The following is a 26119-nucleotide window of genomic DNA, read 5'->3' on the forward strand; positions in this document are numbered from 1 at the left end:
TACGAGTTCGAGTTCAGTGCGCAGCCAGTGGCTGGCCAGCAGCAACGGCGGGTGTGCCTGCTCGGCCGCTTTCACCGGGGTGGCGGCACAGCGGCGCAGCTTGGCCGGCGCCTCTTCCTGCAGGGGGCTTTCGCCACCGCGCTCTTCCAGCGGCATCTGCATGGCCATTCCGGCCTGGGCCTGTGGCAGCAGTGGCAGGGTGCCCAGCAGCAACGCCAGCATCGCCACCCATGCCAGCAGGCTGGCCAGCGCCGGACGCTGGCCGCGCATGGCGGTGCCCATCTTGCGATGGATGAGTGGGCGAGGGCGAAGCGGACGCAGCAAGCAGGGGTCCCCAGGGGTCTGCCGGCAGCGGCCGGCATCAACGGGGCGTGATTGTAATGAGAGCCGTTAGCTGTTGCAAATGAGAATGATTGCCAAAATGCCGCAGGCCGGCCCGGCAAGGCTCAGACTTCGCTCCAGCGCCGCAAAAGGTTGTGGTACACGCCGGTCAGCTGCAGGATCGCCTCGGCGTCGCCGCCGGTCTGCCGCAGGCGCTCGATCGAGCCATCCATTTCCCACAACAGGCGGCGCTGCACGTCGTCGCGGATCATGCTCTGCACCCAGAAGAAAGAAGCCACGCGTGCGCCACGGGTAACCGGCCGCACCTGGTGCAGGCTGCTGGACGGGTACACGACCAGGTCGCCGGCCGGCAGCTTCACTTCGTGCTCGCCGTAGGTGTCGCTGATGATCAGCTCGCCGCCTTCGTACTCCTCGGGCGCGGACAGGAACAGGGTGCAGGAGATGTCCGAGCGCAGCTGCTCGCCATTGGCCAGGTTCATCACCGCACCATCGACATGGTAGCCATAGGCGCCGCCACCGCTGTAGCGGTTGAAGCGCGGCGGCAGGTACTTCAGCGGCAGCGCGGCGCTGAAGAACAGCGGGTGCCGGGCCAGCGCGACGAGGATGATCTCGCCCAGTTCGCGGCGCAGCGGGGAAGCCTCGGGCAGCTGCTGGTTGTGCTTGGCCTGTGCGCCCAGATGCCCCACGGTTTCGCGGCCATCGGTCCAATCGGTGTCGTCGAGGCGGCGCCGGAAGCCGGCGACCTGGTCGGCGCTGAGAATGTCGGGGATGTGCAGCAGCATGCGGGACTCCTCAGAGGGACGGCGGTGCGATCAGGGCGCGCACCTGGGGATGCGGCGACGCGGCCAGTTCCGGCACGATGTGCGCCATGAACGCCGGACTGCCGTGCGCCAGGGCGAGCCGCAGCCAGTGCACGGCCTGCTCGACCTGGCCGGCCTGCAGCAGGATCGAGGCGTAGTTGGCCTGGCCGCGGAAATCACCGGCCTCGGCCGCGCGCTGGTACCAGGCGAGCGCCGCCTGCGGATCAGCCGCGGTATCCAGCCCGTCTTCGAGATGCCGGGCCAGCAGGTTCATCGATTTGGCATGGCCCAGGTGCGCGGCACGGGTGTACAGGGCCAGTGCCTGCGCGCGGTCCTGGGGCACGCCGCGGCCGGTGGCCAGCAGGTTGGCCAGGTTGTACAGGCCCCAGTCCAGCCCGGTGTCGGCCGCGCGCCGGTACCACACCGCGGCCAGCGTGGGATCGGGCGTGGTGCCCTGGCCCAGCTCATGGCAGCGGCCGAGCATGTTCATCGCCATCGGCGCGCCGTTATTGGCGGCGGTTTCGTACCAGAGCAGCGCAGCCGAGGCGTCCTGCGCGGTGCCTTTACCTTCCATGTGCATCTGCGCGAGCAGCAGTTGTGCATCGACCTGCCCGGCCTGTGCGGCGTCGCGCACGCGTGCGAACGCAGCCTGTGGATCGTGCTGGAGCAGCTCGGCCAGGGCGTCGCTGTCGATGGGGGTACGGGGTGCCATGGGGTGAGTATCGCCGGAAACAAAAACGGCGGCAGGAGCGCCTGCCGCCGTGGTGGAGCGCGGTTACATCAGAACTTGACGTTCAGTGCCAGAGTGGCCGAGCGACCCGGGGCGATGCTCGCGTAGTGCGAGGCATAGGCCTTGGTGAAGTAGGTCTTGTCGGTCAGGTTCTGCACGTTGAGCTGCAGGCTGATGTTGTCCTGGATCGCGTAGCTGGCCATCGCGTCGAAGCGGGTGTAGCTCGGGATCCACTTGGTGTTGGCGACATCACCGTACTGCTTGTCCGAGTAGAACGCGCCGGCGCCGATGGTCAGGCCGATCGGGAAGCGGTAGGTGGTCCACAGGTTGGCGCTGTGCTTGGCAGTGTTCGGGAACACGTTGCCGTTGTATGGCGACGGCACGTACACGTTGGACGGGCAGGTGCGGCCCACCGGTGCGCCACAGACGAAACCGTTGTCCTTCAGTTCCGAGTCCAGGTAGGTGTAGCCGCCGTACAGGCTCCAGGCGTCGGTCAGCTGGCCGGTGAAGCCCAGTTCGAAGCCGTTGATCTCCTTCTTGCCGGCGTTCTGGCTGGTGCCGTTGTCGACCGTCACGCGTGCGTTGTTCATCACGGTGTGGAAGATCGCTGCGGTCAGGTTCAGGCGCTGGTCGAACAGGTCCCACTTGGTGCCCAGTTCGAGGTTCCTGGTGTCCTGCGGCTTGAGGTCGGCCACGGCGGCGCTCAGGCCGTCCGAACCGTCACCACCGTCCATGCCCGGCGGGGTCGAGGAGGTGCCCCACGACAGGTAGATGCTGCCGTTGGCGGCCGGCTTGAACACCACACCGGCCTGGTAGTTCAGGAAGTCGTTGCTGTTGCGCACGCGGGTCGGTGCCTTGCCGGCCACCGGGGTGGTCAGGGTGGTGCGGAAGTCGTCGTAGCGCAGACCGAGGTTGATCATCCACTGCTCATTGAGCTCGATGGTGTCGAACACGTAGGCGGAGGTGGTCCTGGTGCGCTGCTCGACGTCCAGTGCCTTGTCGCTGCGGTACACCGAATGGGTGGCTGCCCACGGATCGCGCGGATCCGGATTGGCGAAATCGGTGCAGTTGTAACCGGTGGCCGCGCCGGTGGTCGGGCACTTGCTGTTGCCGGTGAGCGGGTTGCTGGTGCCCGGCGTCATCAGGTAGCTGCCGCGGGTCATCTTCTCGTCGCTGTATTCCACGCCAGCGCTGTAGCTGTGCTTGAGCGCGCCGGTCTGGAAGGCACCGGTCAGGCCCAGCTGGTCGGCGAAGCTCTTGACGTCGACGGCGCGGGCGTTGGTACGGCGCCACAGGGTGCCGTAGTTGTTCGGGTTGCCCTGGCTGTCGTCCGGCTGGGTCCACAGGTAATCGTTGCTGGTGTTGCCCAGGCGCGCGATGTTGCGCAGCTTGTGGCCGCCGAAATCGTAGCTGGCATCCAGGGTGCTGATGTCGGCGCGGGTGCGCTGGAAGTCACGATCGACCAGGCCGTAGTAGTTGTTGCGGTCCGGCACCATCGGGCGGCCATCGACCCACTTCGAGGCCGGCGCCCCGTTCGGGTTGCCATACGGGAAGCCACCCGCGTCCGGCAGGTCATCGCTCTGCATGTGGTAGTGGCTGGCGATCAGCTGCGCCGGGCCGTTCAGGCCGAACGCGATCGACGGTGCGATGCCCCAGCGGCTGACATTGGCAGCGTCACGGCCGGGGATGTCCGACTCGTGCTTCATCAGGTTCAGGCGGGCGGCGATGCCATCGCCCAGCACGTAGTTGGCATCCACGGTGCCGCGTGCGTAGCTGTCGGTACCGACGCCCATGCTGGCGCTGGTCTCGTTCTTCAGCTTCGGCGTCTTGCTCACCAGGTTCAGGCTGCCACCACCGGAATCACGGCCACCGTAGGCCGAGCTCGGGCCCTTGACCACTTCCACCTGCTCCAGATCGAAGATCTCGCGGGTCTGCGAGCCGACGTCGCGCAGGCCGTCGACGAAGACGTTGCTCTGCGAATCGAAGCCACGGATGAAGGGGCGGTCGCCGGTCGGGTTGCCGCCTTCGCCGGCACCGAAGGTGATGCCCGGCACCATGCGCAGCGCATCCTGCAGGTTGGTCGCACCGGTTTCGGCGATCAGCTTCTCCGACACGATCGACACTGACTTGGGGGTGTCCAGCAGTTCGGCGGTGAACTTCGGCGAGGACGGATTGAACCAGCTGCCGCGCACCTGCACCTTGTCCAGGTCGGTGGCCTTGCTGGATGCGGCATCAGCGCTGTCGGCAGCCTGCGCGGCCAGCGGCGCGAAGCCTGCGGCCAGGGTGGCGGTGGCGAGCAGGGAAACGCGCGGGGCGTGCTTGCGGGACGTGATGTGGGTCATGGCTTTGGGTAGTGGCGTGGATCGGGAAACGGCGAAGGCCGAAGCGCAGACAGCGCGACGACAGGGAGGGAGCGTCTTCTGTAGAGCCGAGCTGATGCCCGGCGATGCGGCGAACGACTTCAGGCGCACGGCAACAGCCGCAGGGCGCCTCAGCTGGCGTGCGGTGCGGGCGGTGCGTGGCCGGGGTTCAAGCGCAGTGCGGGATCGTGCAGTTGCCGGCGCAGGGCATCGGAGCGCCATAGCGGGATATGTGCGACCAGGGGCGCGCGCAGGAGTGCCACTCCGGTGCAGGGCGTGTTGCCCTCACCCTCAAGCGGCGGCTCCGGTGCAGGTGCAGCATGTTGCGGGCACTCGTCCGCCGACGGCGCCGGCAATGGCATGACCTGGCGCAACCCTTCGGCATGTGCCTGCCACCCTTGGGTAGTCGGGGCGTTGCTGCGTCCTTCGTGCAGCGCCGACCAGCCCAGCAGCAGCGTCAGCAGCACGGCCACGGCCAGTGGCCACCCCTGGCGGGCGAGCTGGCACAACGTGGCAGTGGGCGCGGGCGATGCCATGGCGCGAGGGCGAAGTCGTTACGAAGATGTTACGTAGAATAACATCAACGATAATGATTCGCATGTACGGGGTGCTGCGGGACGCCGGGGCGGCCGGGGAACGCCCTGCGAAGGCCCTTGCGGGGCCTCCTGCAGATCCAGCCCAGGGAGGGTACCCCCAGGTCGGGGCGCCGCCTCAATCCCGGTCGTCGCGCGTCCAGACGGCGTCGTGTTCGCGCTTCACCGGGAACTTGGGCACCGGGGTATAGGCCGGTGCGCACAGGGCGCGGCCATCGCGTACGTCGAAGCGCGCGCCGTGCAGCACGCACTCCACGCTGCCTTCGGCGGTGTTGAACTCGCCCGAGGACAGCTCGAATTCCTCGTGCGTGCACTGGTCTTCCAGCGCGTACAGCTCGCCGTCGAGGTTGAACACCACGATCGGGGTGCCGGTCACCTCGTCGAACACGCTCTTCATTTCACCGGGCAGCAGCTCGTTGCTGGCGCACACGAAGGTCCAGGTATCGCTCACGCGGCCGCTCCGGCCAGCGGTTTTTCCAGGATCTCGAAGCGCAGGTCGTCACGCTTGGGGATGCCGAAGCGTTCGTCGCCATATGGGAAGGGTTTCTTGATGCCGGTCCGCTGGTAGCCACGACGCTCGTAGAAGGCGATCAGTTCGTCGCGTACGTCGATCACCGTCATCTGCATCACCGGCACGTTCCATTCGCGTGCGGCGTGGGCTTCGGCGGCGTCCATCAGCTGCTTGCCGACGCCGCCGCCCTGCTGTGCGGGGTCGACCGAGAACATGCCGAAGTAGCCCTTGCCCTCAACGTCGGCAACGTGGGCGCAGGCCACAAGAACGCCTTCGCGCTCGGCCAGCAGGATGGTGGAGCGGGGGCGGTCCAGGTCGGCCTGGATGCCTTCGGCGTCGATGCGGGCGCCATCCAGCAGGTCGGCTTCGGTAGTCCAGCCCACGCGGCTGGCGTCGCCACGGTAGGCCGAGGTGACGAGGGCGATCAGGGCGGGGATGTCGGCCGGCGTGGCGGCGCGGAAGGTCAGGGTGCTCATGGGGGCATTCTAGGTGGGCAGTGGGCGGGCGCAAATGGGGGAGTGGGGTCAGATCCCTTTCGCAACGCGAAAGGGATCTGACCCCGGTATCTACTGACTCAACGGCAGGCCATGGACCGACTGGCGCGGGCCCGGAATCGGCAGATGCTCGGGGTCAGATCCCTTTGCGCAGCGAAGGGCTCTGACCCCTGTTCCCAGCAGAAGCCCATGCCAAGGCCACCACGCATCGATGCGCCCGGTCACCCGCAACATGTCGTTCAACGTGGCAACAATCGCCAGCCCGTGTTTTTCACCGATGGCGACCGTGTGGCCTACTTGCGCCTGCTGTGCCAGCACGCGGACCAGCAGCACTGCCGGGTCCACGCGTACGTGCTGATGGACAATCACGTTCATCTGCTGGTGACGCCTGATGTCTCCGGCGGGCTGTCACGGATGATGCAGGCCGTGAGCCGGACCTACGTGCGGCGGGTGAATGATCGGCAGGGCCGCACGGGAACCCTGTGGGAGGGGCGTTTCTACTCGACGCTGGTCGATACGGATCGCTATCTGCTGGCCTGCCAGCGCTACATCGAGCTCAACCCTGTCCGTGCGGGAAGGGTGGCGCGCCCAGGGGACTATCGCTGGTCGAGCTATCGGGCGAATGCGCACGGCAGGCCGAATGCGCTGCTCAAGCCGCATTCGGCATTCGAACTGATTGCCCTGGATCTGGATGAACGGCGCAGGCGCTATGCGGCGTTCATCGAGGAGGGAATTCCTGCCGCGGATGTGGTGGCGATCCGGCGAGCATTGCGGTCGCAGCGACGGTTGGCCGGTTCGCTAGCGGGGTCAGAGCCCTTTCGCGATGCGAAAGGGATCTGACCCCGTCTGCCGGGGTTACCCCAGCAGCTTGCGTACCTTGGTCAGCGCGGTCATGAACCGCTCGATCTCGGCGTGCGTGTTGTAGAACGCCAGCGAGGCGCGGCAGGTGGCGGCGACGCCGAAGTACTGCAGCAGCGGGTGTGCGCAGTGCTGGCCCGATCGCACGGCCACGCCTTCCAGGTCGAGCAGGGTGGCCAGGTCGTGGGCATGCGCACCCTCGATCAGGAACGAGACCACGGCGGCCTTCTCCGGTGCCTGGCCGATGATGCGCAGGCCATCGACGCGGCGCAGCTCTTCGGTGAAGTGCGCCAGCAGTTCGGCTTCGCGCGCTTCCACGTTGTCCTGGCCAAGCTGCTGCAGGTAGTCGGCGGCCACGCCCAGGCCGATGAAACCGGCGATGTTCGGGGTGCCGGCTTCGAACTTGTGCGGGGCGTCGTTGAACACGGTGCCGTCGAAGCTGACTTCCTTGATCATCTCGCCGCCGCCGAGGAACGGCGGCATCGCGTCCAGGTGCTCGCGACGGGCCCACAGCGCGCCGGTGCCGGTCGGACCGCACATCTTGTGGCCGGTGATCGCGTAGAAATCGCAGCCGATCGCGGCGACGTCGACCTTGCGGTGTGGCACGGCCTGCGAGCCATCGACCACGGTGATGATGCCGCGCTTGCGCGCTTCGCGGCAGATCTCGCGCACCGGGTTGACCGTGCCCAGCACGTTGGAGACATGGGTGACCGCCAGCAGCCTGACCTCCGGGGTCATCGCCGCGCGCAGCGCATCCAGGTCCAGCGCACCATCGGGAGTGATCTCGGCCACGCGGATGGTGGCACCGGTACGCTGCGCGACCAGCTGCCACGGCACGATGTTGGCATGGTGCTCCATGCGCGACACCAGGATCACGTCGCCGGCCTTCAGCCGCGGCAGCGCCCACGAATACGCCACCAGGTTGATGGCGAAGGTGGTGCCGCTGCACAGCACCAGGTCGCTGGGGCGCACGTTGAGGAAGCGGGCCAGCGTGTTGCGCGCGCCTTCGTAGGCGTCGGTAGCTTCGCTGCCCAGTGCATGCACCGCGCGGCTGACGTTGGCGTTGTAACGGCGGTAGAACTCGTCCACCGCGCCGATCACCTGCACCGGCTTCTGGCCGGTGTTGGCATTGTCGAAATAGACCAGCGGCTTGCCGTGCACTTCGCGCATCAGCAGCGGGAAGTCGAGGCGGACGCGGTCCCAGTCGGGGGCGCCGGTGCGTTCTTCGATCGGGCGCGGCGTGGACAGGTTCATGCCACACCTGCCTCGGCCAGGGCCTTGTCCAAACGGCGTGCCAGCTGCTCGCGCAGGGCTTCCGGCAGGATCTTCAGCGGCTCATGGCAGAACGCGGCGCTCAGCAGCGCCTGCGCCTGTGCCTGCGGCAGGCCGCGCGAGCGCAGGTAGAACAGCGCGTTGGCATCGAGCTGGCCAACGGTCGCGCCATGCGCGGCCTTCACTTCGTCGGCGTCGATCACCAGCGTCGGCTGGGTGTCGATCTCGGCGTCGGCCGACAGCAGCAGGTTCTTGTTGGACAGGTTCGCGTCGGTGCCGTCGGCGCCTTCGCGGATCTGGATGCCGCCATGGAACACCACGCGGCTGCGGTTGGCGGCAACGCCGCGCCACAGCAGTTCGCAGGCGGTATCGCGCGCGATGTGGTCGATGCCCAGGCGGGTTTCGACGTGGCGGCGGCCATTGCCGAGCAGCACGCCGTTGGCGGTCAGCTGGGCGTTGTCGCCTTCCAGTCGCACGTTCAGTTCATGGCGGCTGAGCGCGGCGCCCAGTTCCAGGTCGACGCGGTGGTACCGCGCGTCGCGGGCCAGCACCGCGTCGGTACGCAGGAAGCTGGTCTGGCGCGCGCTGCCGGCCTGCACGCGGGCGTGCTTGAGCACGGCGTCGCGCGCGACGTGGGCATGCAGCACGGTGTTGTCCAGGTGGGCGGAGTCACCCACGCTGAAGCGGTGCTCGACCACGCCGAGGCTGGCGCCGGCACGCAGTTCGATCAGGTGGCGGTGATGCCAGGCCAGGTCGGTCTCGCCGGCCACACTGGCGAACACCAGCTGCAGCGGCGCTTCGACCTGCACGCCTTCATCCACGCGCAGCACCACGCCTTCATCGGCCAGCGCGGCATTGAGGCGGGCGAAGATCTCTTCGCTGCGCTCGTAGCGGCGGCCGAGGAAACGCACGGCGTCCTCGCCCGCAGCCAGTGCAGCCGACAGCGGCTGCAGCTGCACGCCGGCCGGCAGGGCCTGCACGTCGCTCAGTGCGGCGTCCAGGCGGCCATTGACGAACACCAGGCGCGGTGCCGGAATGTCCTCCAGCAGGGCGGCGTCCAGCGCCGGGCCCTGCAGCGGTGCAGCCGCGAACGCACGGCGTTCCAGCTGGCGCAGCGAGGTGTACTTCCAGGCTTCGTTGCGGGCGGCCGGCAGGCCGTCACGCAGGGCCGCATCCAGCACTTCGCGGCGCGCATCGCTGCCGCAGAAGGCCTGGGCCATCGAATCAAGCAGGGCGCTCATCAGACCGCCGCCTCGGGCACGACCCGGTCCTTCAGGAAATCATAGCCGTGCGCTTCCAGCTCCAGTGCCAGCTCCGGGCCGCCACTCTTGACGATGCGGCCATCGGCCAGCACGTGCACCACGTCCGGCTTGATGTAGTCCAGCAGGCGCTGGTAGTGGGTGATGACCAGGAACGAGCGATCAGCAGCGCGCAGTGCGTTGACACCATCGGCCACGCTCTTCAGTGCATCGATGTCCAGGCCCGAGTCGGTTTCGTCCAGGATCGCCAGCTTCGGTTCCAGCACGGCCAGCTGGAAGATCTCGTTGCGCTTCTTTTCGCCGCCGGAGAAGCCTTCGTTGACGCCACGGTGCAGCAGTTCGTCCTTCAGGTGCAGCACGGCCAGCTTCTGGCGCACCAGCTTGAGGAACTGCATGGAATCGAGTTCCTCCTCACCGCGTGCCTTGCGCTGGGCGTTCAGTGCCGCGCGCAGGAAGTAGGTGTTGTTCACGCCCGGGATCTCCACCGGGTACTGGAACGCCAGGAACAGGCCGGCAGCGGCACGCGCTTCCGGGTCCTGCTCCAGCAGGTCGACGCCGTCGAACTGCACGCTGCCTTCGGTCACTTCGTAGCCGTCGCGGCCGGCCAGGACATTGCCCAGGGTGGACTTGCCGGCGCCGTTGGGGCCCATGATGGCGTGCACCTGGCCCGGCTGGACGTCCAGCGACAGGCCCTTGAGGATTTCCTTGTCGCCGATGCGGGCGTGGAGGTTTTCGATCTTCAGCATGGTGGGGGTTTCCGTGGGGCGGGCCTGGGCCCGCCGGTAAAGAGAATGCGTTTGCGAGGGGCAGGGGCGGGCGGTCAGCCCACCGAACCTTCCAGCGAGACTTCCAGCAGCTTCTTGGCTTCCACCGCGAACTCCATCGGCAGTTCGCGGAACACCTGCTTGCAGAAGCCGTCGACGATCATCGACACCGCGTCTTCCTGGCTGATGCCACGGGCGCGGCAGTAGAACAGCTGGTCGTCGGAGATCTTCGAGGTGGTGGCCTCGTGCTCGACGGTGGCACCCGGGTTCTTCACCTCGATGTAGGGGAAGGTGTGCGCGCCGCACTGCTTGCCGATCAGCAGCGAATCGCACTGGGTGTAGTTGCGCGCGCCATCGGCATTGCGGTCCACCCGCACCAGGCCGCGGTAGGTGTTCTGGCCGCGGCCGGCGCTGATGCCCTTGCTGACGATCTTGCTCTTGGTGCGCTTGCCGACGTGGATCATCTTGGTGCCGGTGTCGGCCTGCTGCCGGTGATGGGTCAGCGCGACCGAGTGGAACTCACCGACCGAATCGTCGCCCAGCAGCACGCACGAGGGGTACTTCCAGGTGATCGCCGAGCCGGTCTCGACCTGGGTCCAGGTGACCTTGCTGCGCGCGCCACGGCATTCGGCACGCTTGGTGACGAAGTTGTAGATGCCGCCGACGCCGTTCTCGTCGCCCGGGTACCAGTTCTGCACGGTGGAGTACTTGATCTCCGCATCTTCCAGCGCGACCAGCTCGACCACTGCGGCGTGCAGCTGGTTCTCGTCGCGCATCGGCGCGGTGCAGCCTTCCAGGTAGGACACGTAGGCCTTGTCCTCGCACACGATCAGGGTGCGCTCGAACTGGCCGGTGTGGCCGGCGTTGATGCGGAAGTAGGTGCTCAGTTCCATCGGGCAGCGCACGCCCTTGGGAATGAACACGAAGCTGCCATCGGAGAACACCGCCGAGTTGAGCGCGGCGAAGTAGTTGTCACCCACCGGCACCACGGTGCCCAGGTACTGGCGCACCAGCTCCGGGTGTTCCTTGATAGCCTCGGACATCGAGCAGAAGATGATGCCCTTCTCGGCCAGTTCCTTGCGGAAGGTGGTACCGACCGACACCGAGTCGAACACCGCATCCACCGCCACGCCGGCCAGCTTGGCGCGCTCGTGCAGCGGCACGCCCAGCTTGTCGTAGGTGTCCAGAAGCTCCTTGGGCACGTCATCCAGCGAGGCGTACTTCGGGCCCTTCGGCGCGGAGTAGTAGCTGAGCGCCTGCAGGTCGATCGGGGCGATCTCCAGCTTGGCCCAGTCCGGCATCGGCATGGTCAGGAAGTGGCGGTAGGCGTCCAGGCGCCACTGCGTCATCCACTCCGGCTCGTCCTTCTTGGCCGACAGGGCACGGATGGTGTCCTCGTCCAGGCCCGGCGGCAGGGAGTCCGACTCGATCTCGGTGATGAAGCCAGCCGAATACTTGCGGCCGAGCTGCTCGTGGATCTCGCGGTTGGGGGTGTCGTCGTGGGCGACGTTTTCGATGGTTTCGGTGGCCATGGGGGGGCTGCCTGTGGATCAGGAGACGACGTCAACAGCGATGGTGCGGCGCTGTTCGTCATCGGCAAGGGGAAGGGGGGGCAGGATCTGCGCAAGACTGACGTCGCGCAGGGCCTCGGAGACCACGTCGTTGATCAGCCGCCAGCTGCTGCGCGCGCCGCACTTGGGCGCCATGCCGCACTGGTGGTGGTCGTGGCTGCATTCGGTCAGGGCCAGCGGCCCTTCCATCGCTTCGACCACTTCGAACAGCGAGATCTCGATGGCCGGGCGGGTCAGCCGGTAGCCGCCACGGACGCCGCGCAGGCCTTCGACCAGGCCGGCCTGGGCCAGCGGCTTGAGTACCTTGCTGACGGTGGGCGGCTCCAGGCCGGTGAATTCGGCCAGTTCGGTGGCACTGAGCACCTCGCCCGGACGGGCGGCGAGCACGGTCAGCACGACGGTGGCGTAATCGGTGAGCTTGGTGACGCGCAACATGGGGATGCGAGTGGTTCTTAAAGCGGACTGAAATTGTACGCTTTTATTCGCCACCATCCAACCCGGGCATTCAGCCGGCGCTGGGGCCGGGCCGGGAGGCTTTGCCAGCGGGCGCTGCCGGGGGCGCCATGCTGCGCCAACCGGGTGATTTTCGCAATCACCCGGAATGGGCGAGAATCCCTGTTCCATCCGCTGCAAACAGCCCGTGCCGATGCCGAAGAAGATCCAAGCCCGCAAGTCCGCCATCCATGGCAACGGCGTGTTCGCCGTCGCCCCGATCAAGCTGGGCGAGCGCGTGATCCAGTACAAGGGCCTGCTGCGCAGCCATGGCGACGTTGATGCCGATGACAGCGGCGACGTCGAAAGCGGCCATACCTTCCTGTTCACCCTCAATGACGACTGGGTGATCGATGCCAACTACAAGGGCAACGATGCGCGCTGGATCAACCACAGCTGCGACCCGAACTGCGAGGCGGTGATCGAGGAGGATGAGGACGGCGACAGCCGTGGCGACAAGGTGTTCATCGAGGCGCTGCGTGATATCAAGGCTGGCGAAGAGCTGACCTACAACTACGGCATCACGCTGGCCGAGCGCCACACCGCCAAGCTGAAGAAGATCTGGGAATGCCGCTGCGGCTCGCCCAAGTGCACCGGCACCATGCTGCAGCCCAAGCGCTGATCCTTCCGGTAGTGCCGGCCGCTGGCCAGCACGGGTCCTCTCCACCTGCCGTGCACGGCAGGGTCACCGCCGTGCAAGGGCCGTTCGTCCACGCTGTGCACTCCCCCAACTGGAGTGCACCCATGGCAGAGCGATTGAAGGGCAAACAGATCGCAATCCTCGCGACCCACGGCTTTGAACAGTCCGAATTGACCGAGCCCAAACGGCTGCTGGAAGCGGAAGGTGCGCGGGTCAGCGTGGTGTCGCCCGCAAAGGAGGCGACCATCAAGGGCTGGAAAGAGAAGAACTGGGGCGACGCCGTCGCGGTCGACATTCCGCTGGACGAGGCGGATCCGGCGGGCTTTGATGCCCTGGTGCTGCCAGGGGGCGTCATCAATCCGGACACACTGCGCACCGACGACGCGGTGCTCAGCTTCATCCGCTCAGTGGATGAAGCCGGCAAGCCCGTCGCGGCGATCTGCCATGGTCCGTGGCTGCTGATCAACAGCGGGCTGGCAGATGGCCGCGAGCTGACCTCCTGGCCCTCCCTTCAGCAGGACCTGGCCAACGCGGGCGCGAACTGGCGCGATGCCGAGGTCGTGGTCGACGGCAACGTGATCACCAGCCGCAAGCCGGATGACATTCCTGCTTTCAGCGAGGCGGTGGTCAAGGCACTCGCCGCGTGATGCCTTGCCGGTAGTGCCGGCCGCCGGCCGGCACTACCTTATTTGCCCAGCAGGCCTGCCGGCACCAGGTTGCCCAGGTTCTGGTTGAAGGTGACCACCAGCTTGCCGTTCTTGACCTGTGCCGCCTGCACCTGCAGCGCGCCGAGCACCCCGGCCACGGCCGGGTCCAGCTTGTAGATCGGTTCGCGCTGGGCGTAGTCGCTCAGCCAGGCATTGAGCAGACCGCGGGTGCGTGAGTCGAGGCGGCCGCCCTGGTTGGCCGGGGTGAAGTCATCCACGCTGGGCTGCTGCAGGTGGAAGCCCTGGGTCTGCGCGTCGTAGCGCAGGCCGCTGCTGAGCTTCACCGTACCCAGTTTGGCCGGGTTGCCGCCGGCGGTGGCCAGTGCCACGTCCATGCCAAGGTTCAAGCGCTCGCCGGCCGGAAGGCTCAGCTGAGGATGGCTCATGGTCAGGGAGATCAGGCCGCCAAGGGCGTCCTGGGTGCGCGGGAAGCTGCCATCGAGGTACTGCTGCACGTCGCTGGCACCCACCGACAGTTCGCGGCCGGAAATGGAGGGAGCCGCCTGCGCGCCGATCGCAGCGGCGATCAGTACGGTGGAGGCAGCGAGGCGGGTCATCAGGGAACGCAGGCGCATGGCGGTGACCGATGGCAGGGAATGGATGGATCAAAGAGTAGCCGTGCAGGCTGAATCGCGCGTGCATGCGGCTGTAACGGTTCAGTCCAGCATCGGACGCAGTTGCGCCGACTGGATCTGCCAGGCGCTGCCATCGCTGCTGGGTTGCACGCGGTACCAGCCACCGAAGCGGAACGTACCGTTGGCGGTGACCGCGCGGATCTGCACCGGCACTTCAAGCAGCTGCGGTGGCTGCCGATCGTCGCGGGCGAGCGGGGGATCGCTGTGCAGGCGCAGGGTGCGCAGGTCCTGCAGCTGCCGCAGCGCGGCGTCGTCCGCATGCCGCGGGTCGCTGGGCGGGATCGTCCAGGCGGCATCGCTGGCGGCGCGGTTGCGGTTGAGCAACGCCGCTACGTAGCGGTTGAGCATCGTCGATGGCGGCTCGGCACCGTCGGCGACAGCAGACAGCACCGGCATTTCACTTGCCTGCACTGCCGCGGGATCGGGGCCGGTGCGAGTGTCCGCGGCTGCGGTGGCAGCGACGGGAGCGGACGCTGCCGCGATGTCGCCGGTCGTCTGTGCTGCCGGGCGTGAACAGCCCAGCAGCACCAACGGTGCGATCAGCAACAGGTTCCTGCGCATGTCTGCCTCCTCCGCGAGGCAACCTGGAGGGCGGCAGTGTAGCGATTGCGCCGGGATCAGCGGGAGGAGGGCAGCTGATCCAGAGCGTCCAGCGCTGGCAGGACCTGGTCGGCGATGGCCGCCAGTGCGTGGCCGCCGGTCTCGGCATGGCGCTGCACGATATCGCGCAGCAGCTGGGTGGCGATCACCAGGGTCGCACGCTCGTCGCCGCTGATACCGGCGGTACGCGGGGCCGCCTCCAGCAGGCGCATCAGGTCGCGGCTGGCGCGATGCTCCAGTTCGATGGTGCAGCGCCCTGTGCACTGCAGCCCGTCCTTTTCGATGGGGGTCACCGAGATCCGGTAGCGGGTGGAGGGGCTGGCCATGAGGGTGTGCTCGCCGTAGCTGTGGAGGATGTGCCCACCATAGGCAAGGCCACGGCCTGAGGCGACGGCCGGCGCTGCACGCAGTGTTCCACCCGGTACGTTCCAGCACCTGCCCAGGCCGCGCTCGGCCAGTGGCGACGGGCCTGTACGGGCATTGCCGGGGAGGCGGCAACGCTGTGTTGCGGATTGCCGCAGCGCGACGCATCCACGCATGGCGTGGATCTACCGCCGGGCACGCAAAAAAAACGGGACGACCAGAGCCGTCCCGTCGGAATCCACGTTGGGGCGCGCGCTTACAGCGCGGCGTCCTTCAGCTTCTTCAGCGGACGCACCTTCAGCTTGGTGGTGGCCGGCTTGGCGGCGAACCACTGCTCTTCCTTGGTGAACGGGTTGATGCCCTTGCGCTTCGGCTTGGCCGGCACATTGACGGTGGTGATCTTCAGCAGGCCCGGCAGGGTGAAGGAGCCAGCGCCCTTCTTGTGCACCGAGGAGGCGACGGCGCTTTCCAGCGAGGCCAGCACAGCGCGGACGTCCTTGGCGATGACGCCGGAGGCTTCAGCGATGTGTGCAACCAGGCCGGACTTGGTCAGCACTTCCTTGATCGGCTTCGGAGCGGCCGGCTTGGCGGCTGCCTTCGTCGCGACTTTCTTCGCTGCCTTCTTCGGGGCAGCCTTCTTAGCGGTCTTTGCCATGGTTTCCTGTTCCGTGAACGGTTGGTTGTTTGGTCGGCGCCGAACCCCGTCGGCAAGCGCAATGTAGGGCAACTCTTGGGCGCCGCCAATAGCCCGAAGCGCGGAAAGTGCATGTTTTTTCATATCCAGGCCGATTCAGTACATGGTCGGCGGTGGGGGATGGGGGCACGCCAGCGTGTTCGATCGCCGGCGCCCGCCGATCGGTGGGGTGCGCGAAACCACTGAAAACAAGAGGAAAATGCGTTCCGGGCTGGCGAGGAAGTGTCCACGCGCCGGGCTCGGGGACGACGTCCGGCGTGCGGCGGAGCGACGCAGGGCTAACGCGTGGCGTGCGAGGGTAGCCGTTCATCACCGCCACGCAGGAGCAGCACAATGGGAATCTCGCGACACGCCACCGCGCACTGGGAAGGCGATCTGAAGACGGGCAAGGGCCAGTTGAGCACGCCGCAGAGTGGGCTGCTGGAGAAGACCCGCTACGGTTTCAACAGCCGCTTCGGCGACGAAAAGGGCACCAATCCGGAAGAGCTGATCGCCGCCGCGCACGCGGGTTGTTTCACCATGGCGCTGTCGGCCAAGCTCGGCGAAGCAGGCTTCACCCCGACCTCGCTGGACACCGAAGCCAAGGTCGACCTGTCGCTGGAAGGCGGTCCGCAGCTGTCGCAGATCCGCCTGAAGGTCAGGGCGGTGGTGCCCGGCATCGATGCGACGCAGTTCCGTGCCATTGCCGATGACGCCAAGCAGAACTGCCCGGTATCCAAGGCGCTGAGCGCGGTGCCGATCAGCCTGGAAGCCGAACTGGGCTGAGCCGGCGCATCTGTAGAGCCGAGCCCATGCTCGGCTTCTGCAGGTCCCGTGATCTGGCCGAGGAGCAGCCGAGCGTGGGCTCGGCTCTACAGTATCCCTTTACCAATCAAGGGTGCCGGTGATCACCGTCTGCACCTGGCCGCCCGACCAGACCTCGCCGTCCTCGTCGACCCGCAGGGTCAGGCGCGCATCGTGGCCGACTTCGCGGCCTTGGCTGACTTCGAACGGCGCACGGCCACGTGGCAGCGCGTCGCGCAGGTCCAGCCACGCGGCCAGCACTGCATTGGCGGCCCCCGAGGCGGCGTCCTCGAAGCGCCGACCATTGCCGACGAAAGCGCGCACGGCCAGATCGAATCCCTCACTGCCATCGCTGAAGGCATAGGCGAACACGCCCATGCTGTCGGTGGACTCGGCCAGCGCAGCCACCGCGTCCCAGTCCGGATGCAGGGCGCGCAATGCGGCTTCATCGGCCACCTGCACCACCCACCAGCTGCGTCCGCCCTGCATGCGCGCCGGCGGCAGCGAGCCCAGTGGCCAGTCCTTCAGTGCTGCCAGCAGGCGCGGATCGGTGGCTTCAGCGATCTCCGCCAACTGCGCGCGCGGGGTGCGGATGGCGATGCGCTGCTGCGCGCCCTCACCGCTGACGCGCAGCGGCAGGGCACCGGCAATGCCGTCCTGCACCAGCACGCCGTCGACCGGTGTGGCCAGGCCTGCCTGCAGCACCGCATGCGCCGTGCCGACGCTGGGGTGACCGGCGAACGGCACTTCCTTCTGCGGGCTGAACATGCGCAGCCGGTAGCTGGCACCGGCGGCCTGGGGCGGGAACACGAAGGTGGTCTCGGGCAGGCGCGTCCAGCGTGCGATGGCCTGCATGCTGGCGTCGTCCAGGCCTTCGGCATCGAGTACCACGGCCAGCGGGTTGCCAGCGCCGGCGCGCGGGGAGAACACATCCAGCTGCAGGAAACGGCGGGTGGTCATCGGGGCGAAACTCCAGGATCGGGTGGCGCGCAGCTTAACGCGCCGCTGCAGCGCCGAGCCTACGCTCGGCTTTACAGCCAACGGATCTGGCCGTCGATGACCGGCTGCACCTGGCCGCCGATCCACACCGTGCCCTGCGCATCGACCTGTACCTGCACGCGACCATCGCGACCGACTTCGCGGCCCTGGCTGGCCACGTAGCGGCCCTCGCGGCCGGGCAGGGCATTGCGCTGCCGCAGCCAGGCGCCGATCAGTGCATTGGCACTGCCGGTCACGGGATCCTCGGGCACGGCGGGCGCATCAGCGGGGCAGAAGGCACGCACCACGCGGGTGTGGCCGGTGCCGGCTTCATCGGCGAAGACGGCCAGGCCTGTAGCGTCGGTGGCGAGGCTCCAGTCGGCCAGCGCGGCCATGTCCGGTGCCAGCTCGCGAACGGCGGCGGCATCGCGCAGTGGCAGCAGCCACCAGCGTGCGCCGTTGTCCCAGAGTTCGGGCACCTGCCCGTCGGCAGCGAGCGCCAACAGCGCGGCGGGCGCTCCGTCTGCCTCCGTGTCCAGTTGCCGTGCCGGCGGGCTGGCCAGCTGGATCTCCAGTGCCTCGGCCGGGCCGCTCACCCGTACTGGCAGCACCCCTGCCGCGCATTGCTGCAGCAGGGCGCCGTCGCGCGGTTGGGCCAGGCCGCAGGTCACCGCCGCCCAGGCGGCGCCGACGCTGGGGTGGCCGGCGAAGGCCAGCTCACGGGTCGGGGTGAAGATGCGGATGTGGTAGTCGGCGCCGGGCGCGGTGGGGCGCAGGAAGAACACCGTCTCGGACAGGTTCAGCCAGGCGGCCAGGGCCTGCATCTGGCTGCTGGAGAGCGCGTCGGCGTCCAGGATGGCGCCCAGTGGATTGCCGGTTCCGGGGCGGGGGGCGAAGACGTCGAGCTGCAGGTAACGGAGGACGGCCATCTACGGGGATATTGCGCTTAGAATCAAAGGTTCCGCCCCCGAGGGCGGCTTCCCCACATTCTACATAGCCAATCCATGTCAGCTTCCCCCCTTGTCGATCGTTGGATCGTACTGAAGTTCGGCGGCACTTCGGTGTCGCGTCGTCACCGCTGGGACACGATCGGGAAGCTGGCGAAAAAACGCGCGGAAGAGACCGGATCGCGCGTGCTGGTGGTGGTATCGGCGCTGTCCGGGGTCACCAACGAACTGACCGCGATTGCCGACGGCGCGCCGGACAGCGGTGATCGCGTGGCAGCGCTTGTCGAGCGCCATGAGGGCTTCCTGGCCGAACTCGGCCTGGGCCGCGAGGTGTTGGCCGAACGGCTGGCGGCGCTGCAGGGCCTGCTCGACGATGCGCGGGCGGCTACCCGTCCGCTGGATTGGCAGGCCGAAGTGCTGGGCCAGGGCGAGCTGCTGTCCTCCACCCTGGGCGCGGCCTATCTGCGCGCCTCGGGCCTGGACATGGGCTGGATGGACGCCCGCCAGTGGCTGGACGCGATGCCGCCGCAGCCGAACCAGAGCGACTGGTCGCAGCGGCTGTCGGTGAACTGCCAGTGGCGCGCCGACGCGGAGTGGATGCAGCGCTTCCGCGCGCAGCCGACCCGCCTGCTGATCACCCAGGGCTTCATTGCGCGGCATGCCGATGGCGGTACCGCCATCCTCGGCCGTGGTGGCTCGGATACCTCGGCGGCGTACTTCGGTGCGCTGCTCGGCGCCAGCCGGGTGGAGATCTGGACCGATGTGCCGGGCATGTTCAGCGCCAATCCGAAGGACGTGCCCGACGCACGCCTGCTGACCCGCCTGGACTATTACGAAGCGCAGGAAATCGCCACCACCGGCGCCAAGGTGCTGCACCCGCGCTCGATCAAGCCGTGCCGCGATGCCGGCGTGCCGATGGCCATCCTCGATACCGAGCGCCCGGAACTGCCGGGCACCAGCATCGATGGCAGCGCCGCACCGGTGCCGGGCGTGAAGGCGATCAGCCGCCGCAATGGCATCGTGCTGGTGTCGATGGAAGGCATCGGCATGTGGCAGCAGGTCGGCTTCCTGGCCGATGTGTTCAACCTGTTCAAGAAGCACGGCCTGTCGGTGGACCTGATCGGTTCGGCCGAGACCAACGTCACCGTGTCGCTGGACCCGTCCGAGAACCTGGTCAACACCGATGTGCTGGCCGCGCTGTCGGCCGACCTGTCGCAGATCTGCAAGGTGAAGGTGATCGTGCCGTGCGCGGCGATCACCCTGGTGGGCCGCGGCATGCGGTCGCTGCTGCACAAGCTGTCGGACGTGTGGGCGACCTTCGGCCGCGAGCGCGTACACATGATCTCGCAGTCGTCCAACGACCTGAACCTGACCTTCGTCATCGACGAGGCCGATGCCGATGGCCTGCTGCCGATCCTGCACGCAGAGCTGATCGACAGCGGCGCGATGCCGGTGGAAGAGTCCGAAGTGTTCGGCCCGCGCTGGCGCGAGATTGCCGGCACCGTGCGCCCGCGCGGCACGCCGTGGTGGCGTGGCCAGCGTGCGCACCTGCTGCAGCTGGCCGATGCTGGTACGCCGCGCTACGTCTACCACCTGCCGACGGTGCGTGCCCGCGCCCGTGCGCTGGCCGCGATCAAGCCGATCGACCAGCGTTACTACGCGATCAAGGCCAACAGCCACCCGGCCATCCTGCAACTGCTGGAAGCGGAGGGCTTCGGCCTGGAGTGCGTGTCGCACGGTGAGCTGAAGCATGTGTTCCAGCACCTGCCGGAACTGTCGCCCAAGCGCGTGCTGTTCACCCCCAGCTTCTGCCCGCGCAGCGAGTACGAGGCGGCGTTCGCGCTGGGCGTGACCGTGACCGTCGACAACGTGGAAGCGCTGCAGCGCTGGCCGGACCTGTTCCGCAACCGCGAGCTGTGGCTGCGCGTCGATCTGGGCCGGGGCGAGGGCCACCACGCCAAGGTCCGTACCGGTGGCAAGGAGTCCAAGTTCGGCCTGCCGATCGCTCGCGTCGACGAGTTCGTGCGCGCGGCCACCGAACTGGGCAGCCGCGTGGTGGGCCTGCATGCGCACCTGGGCAGCGGCGTGGAAACCGCGCAGCACTGGCGGCTGATGTGCGATGAGCTGGCCGGTTTCGCTCGCCGCATCGGCAGCGTACAGACCATCGATATCGGTGGTGGCCTGCCGATTCCGTACAGCGACGAAGACGAACCCTTCGACCTGGACGCCTGGGCCGAGGGCCTGGCCGAGGTCAAGGCACTGCACCCGGCATTCCGCCTGGCGATCGAGCCGGGCCGCTACTTGGTGGCCGAATCGGGCGTGCTGCTGACCCATGCCACCCAGGTGGTGGAAAAGGACGGCGTGCGCCGTGTCGGCCTGGACGCCGGCATGAACGCACTGATGCGCCCGGCGCTGTACGACGCCTGGCATGACATCGAGAATCTCAGCCGCCAGGGCGGTTATGCCGAAGCGGCGTTCGATGTGGTCGGGCCGATCTGCGAATCCAGCGATGTGTTCGGCAAGCGCCGCAAGCTGCCGGTGTCGACCGCGCCGGACGACGTGATGCTGATCGCCGATGCCGGTGCCTACGGCTATGTGATGGCCAACACCTACAACCAGCGGATGCTGCCGCGCGAAGACGTGATCGAATGACCACCGCCCGCGCCCTGCACCCGCCCACCGACACGCCCCGCGCCCTCGCGCGGGCCCGTGCCTGACCGGATACACCATGACTGCTTTCGACAAACACCAGGTTTCCCGCTTCCGCTTCGTCCGCTGCGACTTCGCAGCGGATACCGGCGTGGCCCGGCTGGTCTACGCCTTCGACGACGGCCCGGAGATGGTGGAGACCATCACCGTGCCGGGTGCCCCGTTCGTGCTGGACGAGGCGCGCGCCGCTGCCGTGCAGCGTGCGCTGCAGCTGCTGCACCTGATCGCCGGCGTCAGCTACTACAAGGCCGGCGTACCGGATACGGTCAGCATCGACAGTTACAGCATCGATGCCGATACCGCCGCACTGGTGGAGACCATTTACCTCAATGGCCTGGGCGAATTCGCCTACCGTAACGGCCTGAACCTGCGCGGCCGCTTCCGGTTGCCGGTGCAGGGCGAGGCCGTGCAGGCGCCGGCGCTGGGCCTGCAGCCGCACGCACTGGTGGCCATCGGCGGCGGCAAGGATTCGCTGGTCAGCATCGAAGCGCTGCGCCGTGCCGGCGTGGACGAAACGGTGACCTGGATCGGTGGCTCGCAGCTGATCCGCGCCTGTGCCGAGCGCACCGGCCTGCCGACACTGAACCTGGGCCGTGCGCTGGCGCCGGAACTGTTCGAGCTCAACCGCCAGGGCGCCTGGAACGGCCACATCCCGGTCACTGCGGTGAACTCGGCAATCATGGTGCTGGCCGCGTTGCTGCAGGGCGTGGACCAGGTGGTGTTCTCCAACGAGCGTTCGGCCAGCTACGGCAGCCAGATTCCAGGCACCGGCGAAGTGAACCACCAGTGGTCCAAGGGCTGGGTGTTTGAACAGGCCTTCGGCAGCCATGTACAGGCGCACGTTGCGGCGGACCTGCAGTACTACTCGTTGCTGCGCCCGTTGTCCGAGCTGGCGGTGGCCCGCCAGTTCGCCAAGACCGATTTCTACGACGCGCACTTCTCCAGCTGCAACCGCAATTTCCACATTCTTGGCGAGCGCCCGGTGAACCGCTGGTGCGGCGTCTGCCCGAAGTGCCATTTCGTGTTCCTGGCGCTGGCTCCGTTCATGCCCAAGACGCGCCTGGTGCGCATCTTCGGCCGCAACCTGCTGGACGATGCCGAGCAGGCCGCTGGCTTCGACGCGCTGCTGGAGTTCCAGGACCACAAGCCGTTCGAGTGCGTGGGCGAAGGCCGCGAATCTCGTGCGGCGATGGCGACCCTGGCCCAGCGCCCGGAATGGAAGGAAGACGTGTTGGTGAAGCGCTTCTGCAATGAAATCCAGCCGCAGCTGGATGCCGCCGAACTGGAACTGGCGCCGCTGCTGCAGCTGCAGGGCGAGCACCGCGTTCCGGCTGCGCTGTGGGACCGGGTGCGTGAAGATTTCGAAGCTTGAAGGAAAGCGCGTCGCGCTGTGGGGCTGGGGCCGCGAGGGCCGCGCCGCGTTTGCGGTACTTCGTGAGCGCCTGCCCACGCTGCCGCTGAGCCTGTTCTGCCCGGCGGCCGAAGTCGGGGCCGCACGCGTGGAAACACAGGGCGCCCTGGACGTGCGTGGCGAGCCTTCCGCTGAAGCGCTGGCCGCGTTCGACGTGGTGATCAAATCGCCCGGCATCAGTCCCTATCAGCCGATCGCGCTGGCGGCGGCAGCGCAGGGCACCACCTTCATCGGCGGCACTGCGCTGTGGTTCGCCGAGCATGCGGCTGACGATGGCATCGTGCACGACACCGTGTGCGTGACCGGCACCAAGGGCAAGAGCACCACCACCGCGCTGGTCGCGCACCTGTTGCGCGCGGCCGGCCACCGCACCGGACTGGTCGGCAACATCGGCCTGCCGCTGCTGGAGGTGCTGGACCCGCAGCCGGCGCCCGAGTACTGGGCCGTCGAGCTGTCCAGCTACCAGACCGGTGAAGTGGCGCGCAGCGGCGCCCACCCGCAGGTGGCAGTGGTGCTGAACCTGTTCCCGGAACACCTGGACTGGCACGGCAGCGAACGGCGTTACATCGAAGACAAGCTGCGGCTGGTGACGGAAGCCGCGCCGCGCATTGCCGTGCTCAATGCGGCCGATCCGCACCTGGCGGCACTGTCGCTGCCCGATAGTGAGGTGGTCTGGTTCAACCAGCCGCAGGGCTGGCATATGCGGGGCGACATCGTGCATCGCGGCGAACAGGCGGTGTTCGATACCCGCAACACGCCGCTGCCGGGACGCCACAACCGCGGCAATCTGTGCGCGGTGCTGGCTGCACTGGAAGCGCTGGGCCTGGATGCCGTGGCGCTGGCACCGTCAGTGCAGGATTTCCGCCCGCTGCCGAACCGCCTGCAGCGCATCGGCGTGGCCGATGGCCTGACCTACGTCAATGATTCGATCAGCACCACGCCGCATGCCAGCCTGGCCGCGCTGGAGTGCTTTGCTGGGCAGCGCATCGCGCTGCTGGTGGGCGGGCACGACCGTGGCCTGGATTGGACCGACTTCATGCAGCACATGGCGCACGATGTGCCGCCGGTGGAGATCGTGACCATGGGCAGCAACGGCCCGCGCATCCACGCGATGCTGCAGCCGCTGGCCGATGCCGGCCGCTTTGGCCTGCACGCTGCGGGCGATCTCGCCGAGGCGATGGCGTTGGCGCGCACGGCGCTGGGCGCACAGGGCGGGGTGGTGCTGCTGTCGCCGGGTGCGCCGAGCTTCGGGGCCTACCGCGATTACGTGGCGCGCGGACGCCATTTCGCCGAACTGGCTGGGTTCGATCCGGACAGCATCAGCGCGATTCCGGGGTTGGGCATCGCCTGACCGGCGGGATCGGGGTCGGATCCCTTTCCGCAGGAAAGGGTTCTGACCCCATCGTGCGTTTATCATGCAGGCATCCCCGGACGGACCCGGATGCCCGCATGTGCACCTTCATTACCCTGTTCCTGCCCGCATCCTTATCGCACGTTGAAGCCGCCGCGATCATGCAGCGCAGTGGCCGGCGCCTGTTTGCGCAGGATTCGCCCAGCCTGCAGTCAGCGGTGGGCCCGGATTGGCAGCCGTGGCTGAGTGCCGCGCACTGCGATTGCGGCACGTCGCTGGCCTCGGCGCAGGCGGTTCGTGAGTGGAACGGCGATGATGCCGAACGCTGGCGCAGGAAGGGCTGGAGCGAAGCGAAGATCGCGCGCGCGTTGGCGGCGCAGTTGGCGCGGCATGAACAGGATCAGCAGGCACGCCGCGATGAAGCCCTGGACGATGCCGGCCAGTGGTTGCAGCGTATCGACGCGCTGTTGCAGGCTGGGGCCGCGCGCATCGGCCTGCTGGTGCGCGACTATTACGGTTCGGTGGGTGCCCGGCAGCCGAAGCCGCCGGAACGGCGCTGGTCGCGCGCGCATCTGGCGGCGTCGGATCTGCTGGCATTCGAGCCGGGCACGTTGCACTGGATCGAGCGTGGGTAGTGCCGGCCGCTGGCCGGCAACCTGCGGGGAAATTCATCCACGCATGGCGTGGCTCTACTGTAGCGCCGAGCCCACGCTCGGCGGCCTTCATTCGTCTTCGTCGATGAACGCGTAACCGCCGTCAATGAGCTGCTGCAGGTACGCATCGAAGCTCGGCGCAATGACTGCGTAGCTGTCCGGATCGTGCAGGTAGCGCACCACCTGGCCGACCGTACCACCCGGTGCCGGATCGAAATCCAGGTACAGCATCGAGGTGCCGCCGTTGTTCATGCAGTGCGAGAAGCACAGGCGCCTGCTCATCGGCAGATCACCGTCGATGCCTTCACCCAGGATCTCCGGCTCCTCATCCAGCCACTCTTCGTAGATGGAACGGATGCTGTCGTCCCACTGCTGCTGGTCCTCGAAGATCTGCGCGACCGAGCGCAGGTAGTACGGGTAGCCACCGTCCTCCACGTCCGAGCCCAGCATCAGTACGCAGACCTTGCCGCCGGGGTACTCCCGGTAGTGGGTGCCATCCACGCGCGATAGGAGTTCCACCAGGCTGTCCGGCACCTGCGGCCACTGCGCTCGCAGGCGCTGCAGGTCCTCGGCGCTGGCGCCCTGGACATGTGCCCACTGCGGGGCATCCTCGGCAGGCAAACGCGGGATCAGGCCAGACAGAAAGCGATCAACAAGATTCATGCGAAAAAAGGGGACGGAGGGGATTAAGTCGTATCCAACCACACCTGCGTCACGCCGCCAATGCAGAATGCGACGCGGGAGGGGCGAATACGGGTTAATCCCCTCCGTCCCCTTTTTCTTGCGGAGCAGGCGCATGAATCGTTGGCGATGCGGTGTGGCGATGATGCTGGGGCTGGCGGCGATGCCGGCCTGGGCGGCGATGAAGACGCAGCCGGTGGAGTGGAAGCACCAGGGCACGACCTTCAGTGGCGTGCTGGTCTATGACGATGGTGGGCACGACAAGAGCCCCGGCCTGCTGATGGTGCCGAACTGGAAGGGTGTGAACGAGTCGGCCATCGAGAAGGCCAAGCAGCTGGCCGGTGATGACTACGTGGTGCTGGTGGCCGATGTCTATGGCAAGGACGTGCGGCCGAAGAGTGATGCGGAGGCGGGGCCGGTGGCCAGCAAGCTGCGCAATGACCGGCCGCTGCTTCGTGCGCGTGCACTGGAAGCGGTGAACGTGCTCAAGGCGCAGGCCGGCAAGGTGCCGCTGGATGCCAGCCGGATCGGTGCGGTCGGTTTCTGTTTCGGTGGCACCACGGTGCTGGAGCTGGCCCGCGCCGGTGCGCCGCTGGCCGCTGTGGTCAGCCTGCACGGTGGGTTGGGTTCGCCCTTGCCGGCGCAGGCCGGTGGCACCCATCCGTCCGTGCTGGTGCTCAATGGCGCCGACGACAAGAGCGTGACCGCCGAGGACATCGCCGGTTTCCAGAAGGAAATGGACGCGGCCAAGGTCGACTGGGAGTTCACCAACTACAGCGGCGCGGTGCACTGTTTCGCCGAGCGCGATGCCAACAGCCCGCCGGGCTGCCAGTACAACGAACGGGCGGCCAAGCGCGCGTGGAAGGCGCTGGATGAGTTCTTCGAGGAACGCTTCCGGTAATAAACGGCGTGCCGACCAAC

29 protein-coding genes are annotated in these 26119 nt (G+C 67.5%); 9 read left to right on the plus strand and 20 right to left on the minus strand.

What is annotated here, in order from left to right; genetic code table 11:
* The 8 genes from N5E02_RS10805 to N5E02_RS10840 form a co-directional block, all read right to left on the minus strand.
* Positions 1-282: hypothetical protein (locus N5E02_RS10805; protein ID WP_279946245.1), on the minus strand; the 282-nt coding region annotated here is incomplete at its 3' end.
* A gap of 164 nt (positions 283-446) precedes the next feature.
* The gene (locus tag N5E02_RS10810) at positions 447-1124 is read right to left on the minus strand and encodes a Fe2+-dependent dioxygenase (protein WP_065196583.1); all 678 of its coding nucleotides are present in this window, start codon (positions 1122-1124) and stop codon (positions 447-449) included.
* Between the two features lie 10 nt (positions 1125-1134).
* Positions 1135-1854, minus strand: a complete 720-nt coding sequence (locus tag N5E02_RS10815; protein WP_005415590.1) for a tetratricopeptide repeat protein — start codon at positions 1852-1854, stop codon at positions 1135-1137.
* Positions 1855-1922: 68 nt separating this feature from the next.
* The gene (locus N5E02_RS10820; RefSeq protein ID WP_279946246.1) at positions 1923-4214 is read right to left on the minus strand and encodes a TonB-dependent receptor; all 2292 of its coding nucleotides are present in this window, start codon (positions 4212-4214) and stop codon (positions 1923-1925) included.
* Positions 4215-4363: 149 nt separating this feature from the next.
* The gene (locus tag N5E02_RS10825) at positions 4364-4768 is read right to left on the minus strand and encodes a hypothetical protein (RefSeq protein WP_279946247.1); all 405 of its coding nucleotides are present in this window, start codon (positions 4766-4768) and stop codon (positions 4364-4366) included.
* A 175-nt stretch (positions 4769-4943) separates the two neighbouring features.
* Positions 4944-5276 (minus strand): non-heme iron oxygenase ferredoxin subunit, encoded by a 333-nt coding sequence (locus N5E02_RS10830; protein WP_005415593.1) that lies wholly within the window; start codon positions 5274-5276, stop codon positions 4944-4946.
* Positions 5273-5812, minus strand: coding sequence for a GNAT family N-acetyltransferase (locus tag N5E02_RS10835; RefSeq protein WP_065177925.1), 540 nt, complete (start codon positions 5810-5812; stop codon positions 5273-5275). The genes N5E02_RS10830 and N5E02_RS10835 overlap by 4 nt, the downstream gene beginning before the upstream one ends.
* Positions 5813-5902: 90 nt before the next feature.
* Positions 5903-6205 (minus strand): hypothetical protein, encoded by a 303-nt coding sequence (locus N5E02_RS10840; protein WP_262090491.1) that lies wholly within the window; start codon positions 6203-6205, stop codon positions 5903-5905.
* On the opposite strand from N5E02_RS10840, the gene N5E02_RS10845 reads away from it, so the two are divergent.
* Positions 6095-6670: a transposase gene (locus N5E02_RS10845; RefSeq protein WP_279946248.1), complete on the plus strand. Its 576-nt coding sequence runs from the start codon at positions 6095-6097 to the stop codon at positions 6668-6670. The genes N5E02_RS10840 and N5E02_RS10845 overlap by 111 nt on opposite strands.
* A gap of 15 nt (positions 6671-6685) precedes the next feature.
* On the opposite strand, the gene N5E02_RS10850 is transcribed toward N5E02_RS10845, so the two are convergent.
* The 5 genes from N5E02_RS10850 to N5E02_RS10870 form a co-directional block, all read right to left on the minus strand.
* Entirely contained in the window at positions 6686-7942 is a 1257-nt protein-coding gene (locus N5E02_RS10850; protein WP_065177924.1) for a cysteine desulfurase, read from the minus strand.
* Positions 7939-9201 (minus strand): Fe-S cluster assembly protein SufD, encoded by a 1263-nt coding sequence (sufD, locus tag N5E02_RS10855; RefSeq protein WP_065177923.1) that lies wholly within the window; start codon positions 9199-9201, stop codon positions 7939-7941. Before sufD ends, N5E02_RS10850 begins: the two co-directional genes overlap by 4 nt.
* A complete protein-coding gene (gene sufC, locus N5E02_RS10860; protein WP_019337095.1) occupies positions 9201-9965 on the minus strand; it encodes a Fe-S cluster assembly ATPase SufC in 765 nt (254 codons plus the stop codon). The genes sufD and sufC overlap by 1 nt, the downstream gene beginning before the upstream one ends.
* A gap of 74 nt (positions 9966-10039) precedes the next feature.
* Positions 10040-11515, minus strand: coding sequence for a Fe-S cluster assembly protein SufB (sufB, locus tag N5E02_RS10865; RefSeq protein ID WP_005408435.1), 1476 nt, complete (start codon positions 11513-11515; stop codon positions 10040-10042).
* A gap of 18 nt (positions 11516-11533) precedes the next feature.
* Positions 11534-11989, minus strand: coding sequence for an SUF system Fe-S cluster assembly regulator (locus N5E02_RS10870; RefSeq protein ID WP_049414161.1), 456 nt, complete (start codon positions 11987-11989; stop codon positions 11534-11536).
* 211 nt (positions 11990-12200) lie between these two features.
* Here N5E02_RS10870 and N5E02_RS10875 point away from each other — a divergent pair, with 211 nt between their 5' ends.
* Together N5E02_RS10875 and N5E02_RS10880 are read left to right on the plus strand one after the other, a co-directional pair.
* Complete coding sequence (locus N5E02_RS10875; RefSeq protein WP_005415601.1) at positions 12201-12668, plus strand: SET domain-containing protein-lysine N-methyltransferase; 468 nt, start codon at positions 12201-12203, stop codon at positions 12666-12668.
* A gap of 122 nt (positions 12669-12790) precedes the next feature.
* A complete protein-coding gene (locus N5E02_RS10880) occupies positions 12791-13333 on the plus strand; it encodes a type 1 glutamine amidotransferase domain-containing protein (protein WP_005415602.1) in 543 nt (180 codons plus the stop codon).
* Positions 13334-13371: 38 nt separating this feature from the next.
* Here N5E02_RS10880 and N5E02_RS10885 read toward each other — a convergent pair whose 3' ends face one another.
* The 4 genes from N5E02_RS10885 to N5E02_RS10900 all read right to left on the minus strand — a co-directional run bounded on the left by N5E02_RS10885 (position 13372) and on the right by N5E02_RS10900 (position 15646).
* Positions 13372-13968, minus strand: a complete 597-nt coding sequence (locus N5E02_RS10885) for a DUF1439 domain-containing protein (protein WP_005415603.1) — start codon at positions 13966-13968, stop codon at positions 13372-13374.
* A gap of 81 nt (positions 13969-14049) precedes the next feature.
* Positions 14050-14589: a hypothetical protein gene (locus tag N5E02_RS10890; RefSeq protein WP_065185848.1), complete on the minus strand. Its 540-nt coding sequence runs from the start codon at positions 14587-14589 to the stop codon at positions 14050-14052.
* A 56-nt stretch (positions 14590-14645) separates the two neighbouring features.
* The gene (locus N5E02_RS10895) at positions 14646-14954 is read right to left on the minus strand and encodes a DUF3861 family protein (RefSeq protein ID WP_065177921.1); all 309 of its coding nucleotides are present in this window, start codon (positions 14952-14954) and stop codon (positions 14646-14648) included.
* A gap of 293 nt (positions 14955-15247) precedes the next feature.
* Positions 15248-15646, minus strand: coding sequence for an HU family DNA-binding protein (locus tag N5E02_RS10900; protein ID WP_005415606.1), 399 nt, complete (start codon positions 15644-15646; stop codon positions 15248-15250).
* 372 nt (positions 15647-16018) lie between these two features.
* On the opposite strand from N5E02_RS10900, the gene N5E02_RS10905 reads away from it, so the two are divergent.
* Positions 16019-16450, plus strand: coding sequence for an OsmC family protein (locus N5E02_RS10905; protein WP_005415607.1), 432 nt, complete (start codon positions 16019-16021; stop codon positions 16448-16450).
* Between the two features lie 99 nt (positions 16451-16549).
* Here the strand turns inward: N5E02_RS10905 and N5E02_RS10910 are convergent, their stop codons facing one another.
* Positions 16550-17428 (minus strand): PhzF family phenazine biosynthesis protein, encoded by an 879-nt coding sequence (locus tag N5E02_RS10910; protein WP_065177919.1) that lies wholly within the window; start codon positions 17426-17428, stop codon positions 16550-16552.
* A gap of 71 nt (positions 17429-17499) precedes the next feature.
* Positions 17500-18375 (minus strand): PhzF family phenazine biosynthesis protein, encoded by an 876-nt coding sequence (locus tag N5E02_RS10915; protein ID WP_065185850.1) that lies wholly within the window; start codon positions 18373-18375, stop codon positions 17500-17502.
* A gap of 75 nt (positions 18376-18450) precedes the next feature.
* Between N5E02_RS10915 and N5E02_RS10920 the strand changes: the two genes are divergently transcribed.
* From N5E02_RS10920 to N5E02_RS10935, 4 genes are all read left to right on the plus strand, one after another.
* Positions 18451-21045 (plus strand): bifunctional aspartate kinase/diaminopimelate decarboxylase, encoded by a 2595-nt coding sequence (locus N5E02_RS10920; RefSeq protein WP_279946249.1) that lies wholly within the window; start codon positions 18451-18453, stop codon positions 21043-21045.
* 76 nt (positions 21046-21121) lie between these two features.
* Positions 21122-22474: a UDP-N-acetyl-alpha-D-muramoyl-L-alanyl-L-glutamate epimerase gene (murL, locus tag N5E02_RS10925; protein ID WP_065177916.1), complete on the plus strand. Its 1353-nt coding sequence runs from the start codon at positions 21122-21124 to the stop codon at positions 22472-22474.
* Positions 22455-23864, plus strand: a complete 1410-nt coding sequence (murD, locus tag N5E02_RS10930; RefSeq protein ID WP_065185851.1) for a UDP-N-acetylmuramoyl-L-alanine--D-glutamate ligase — start codon at positions 22455-22457, stop codon at positions 23862-23864. The genes murL and murD overlap by 20 nt, the downstream gene beginning before the upstream one ends.
* A 98-nt stretch (positions 23865-23962) precedes the next feature.
* Positions 23963-24499, plus strand: a complete 537-nt coding sequence (locus N5E02_RS10935; RefSeq protein WP_279946250.1) for a hypothetical protein — start codon at positions 23963-23965, stop codon at positions 24497-24499.
* Positions 24500-24586: 87 nt separating this feature from the next.
* Here the strand turns inward: N5E02_RS10935 and N5E02_RS10940 are convergent, their stop codons facing one another.
* A complete protein-coding gene (locus N5E02_RS10940) occupies positions 24587-25180 on the minus strand; it encodes an SMI1/KNR4 family protein (protein WP_065177913.1) in 594 nt (197 codons plus the stop codon).
* 133 nt (positions 25181-25313) lie between these two features.
* Between N5E02_RS10940 and N5E02_RS10945 the strand changes: the two genes are divergently transcribed.
* Positions 25314-26099 carry a dienelactone hydrolase family protein gene (locus N5E02_RS10945; RefSeq protein WP_279946251.1) on the plus strand — a complete coding sequence of 262 codons (786 nt, stop codon included), beginning with the start codon at positions 25314-25316 and terminating at the stop codon, positions 26097-26099.
* The last annotated feature ends 20 nt before the right edge of the window (positions 26100-26119 follow it).

The sequence above is a fragment of the Stenotrophomonas sp. GD03777 genome, assembly GCF_029842485.1.
GTDB lineage: Bacteria > Pseudomonadota > Gammaproteobacteria > Xanthomonadales > Xanthomonadaceae > Stenotrophomonas > Stenotrophomonas sepilia.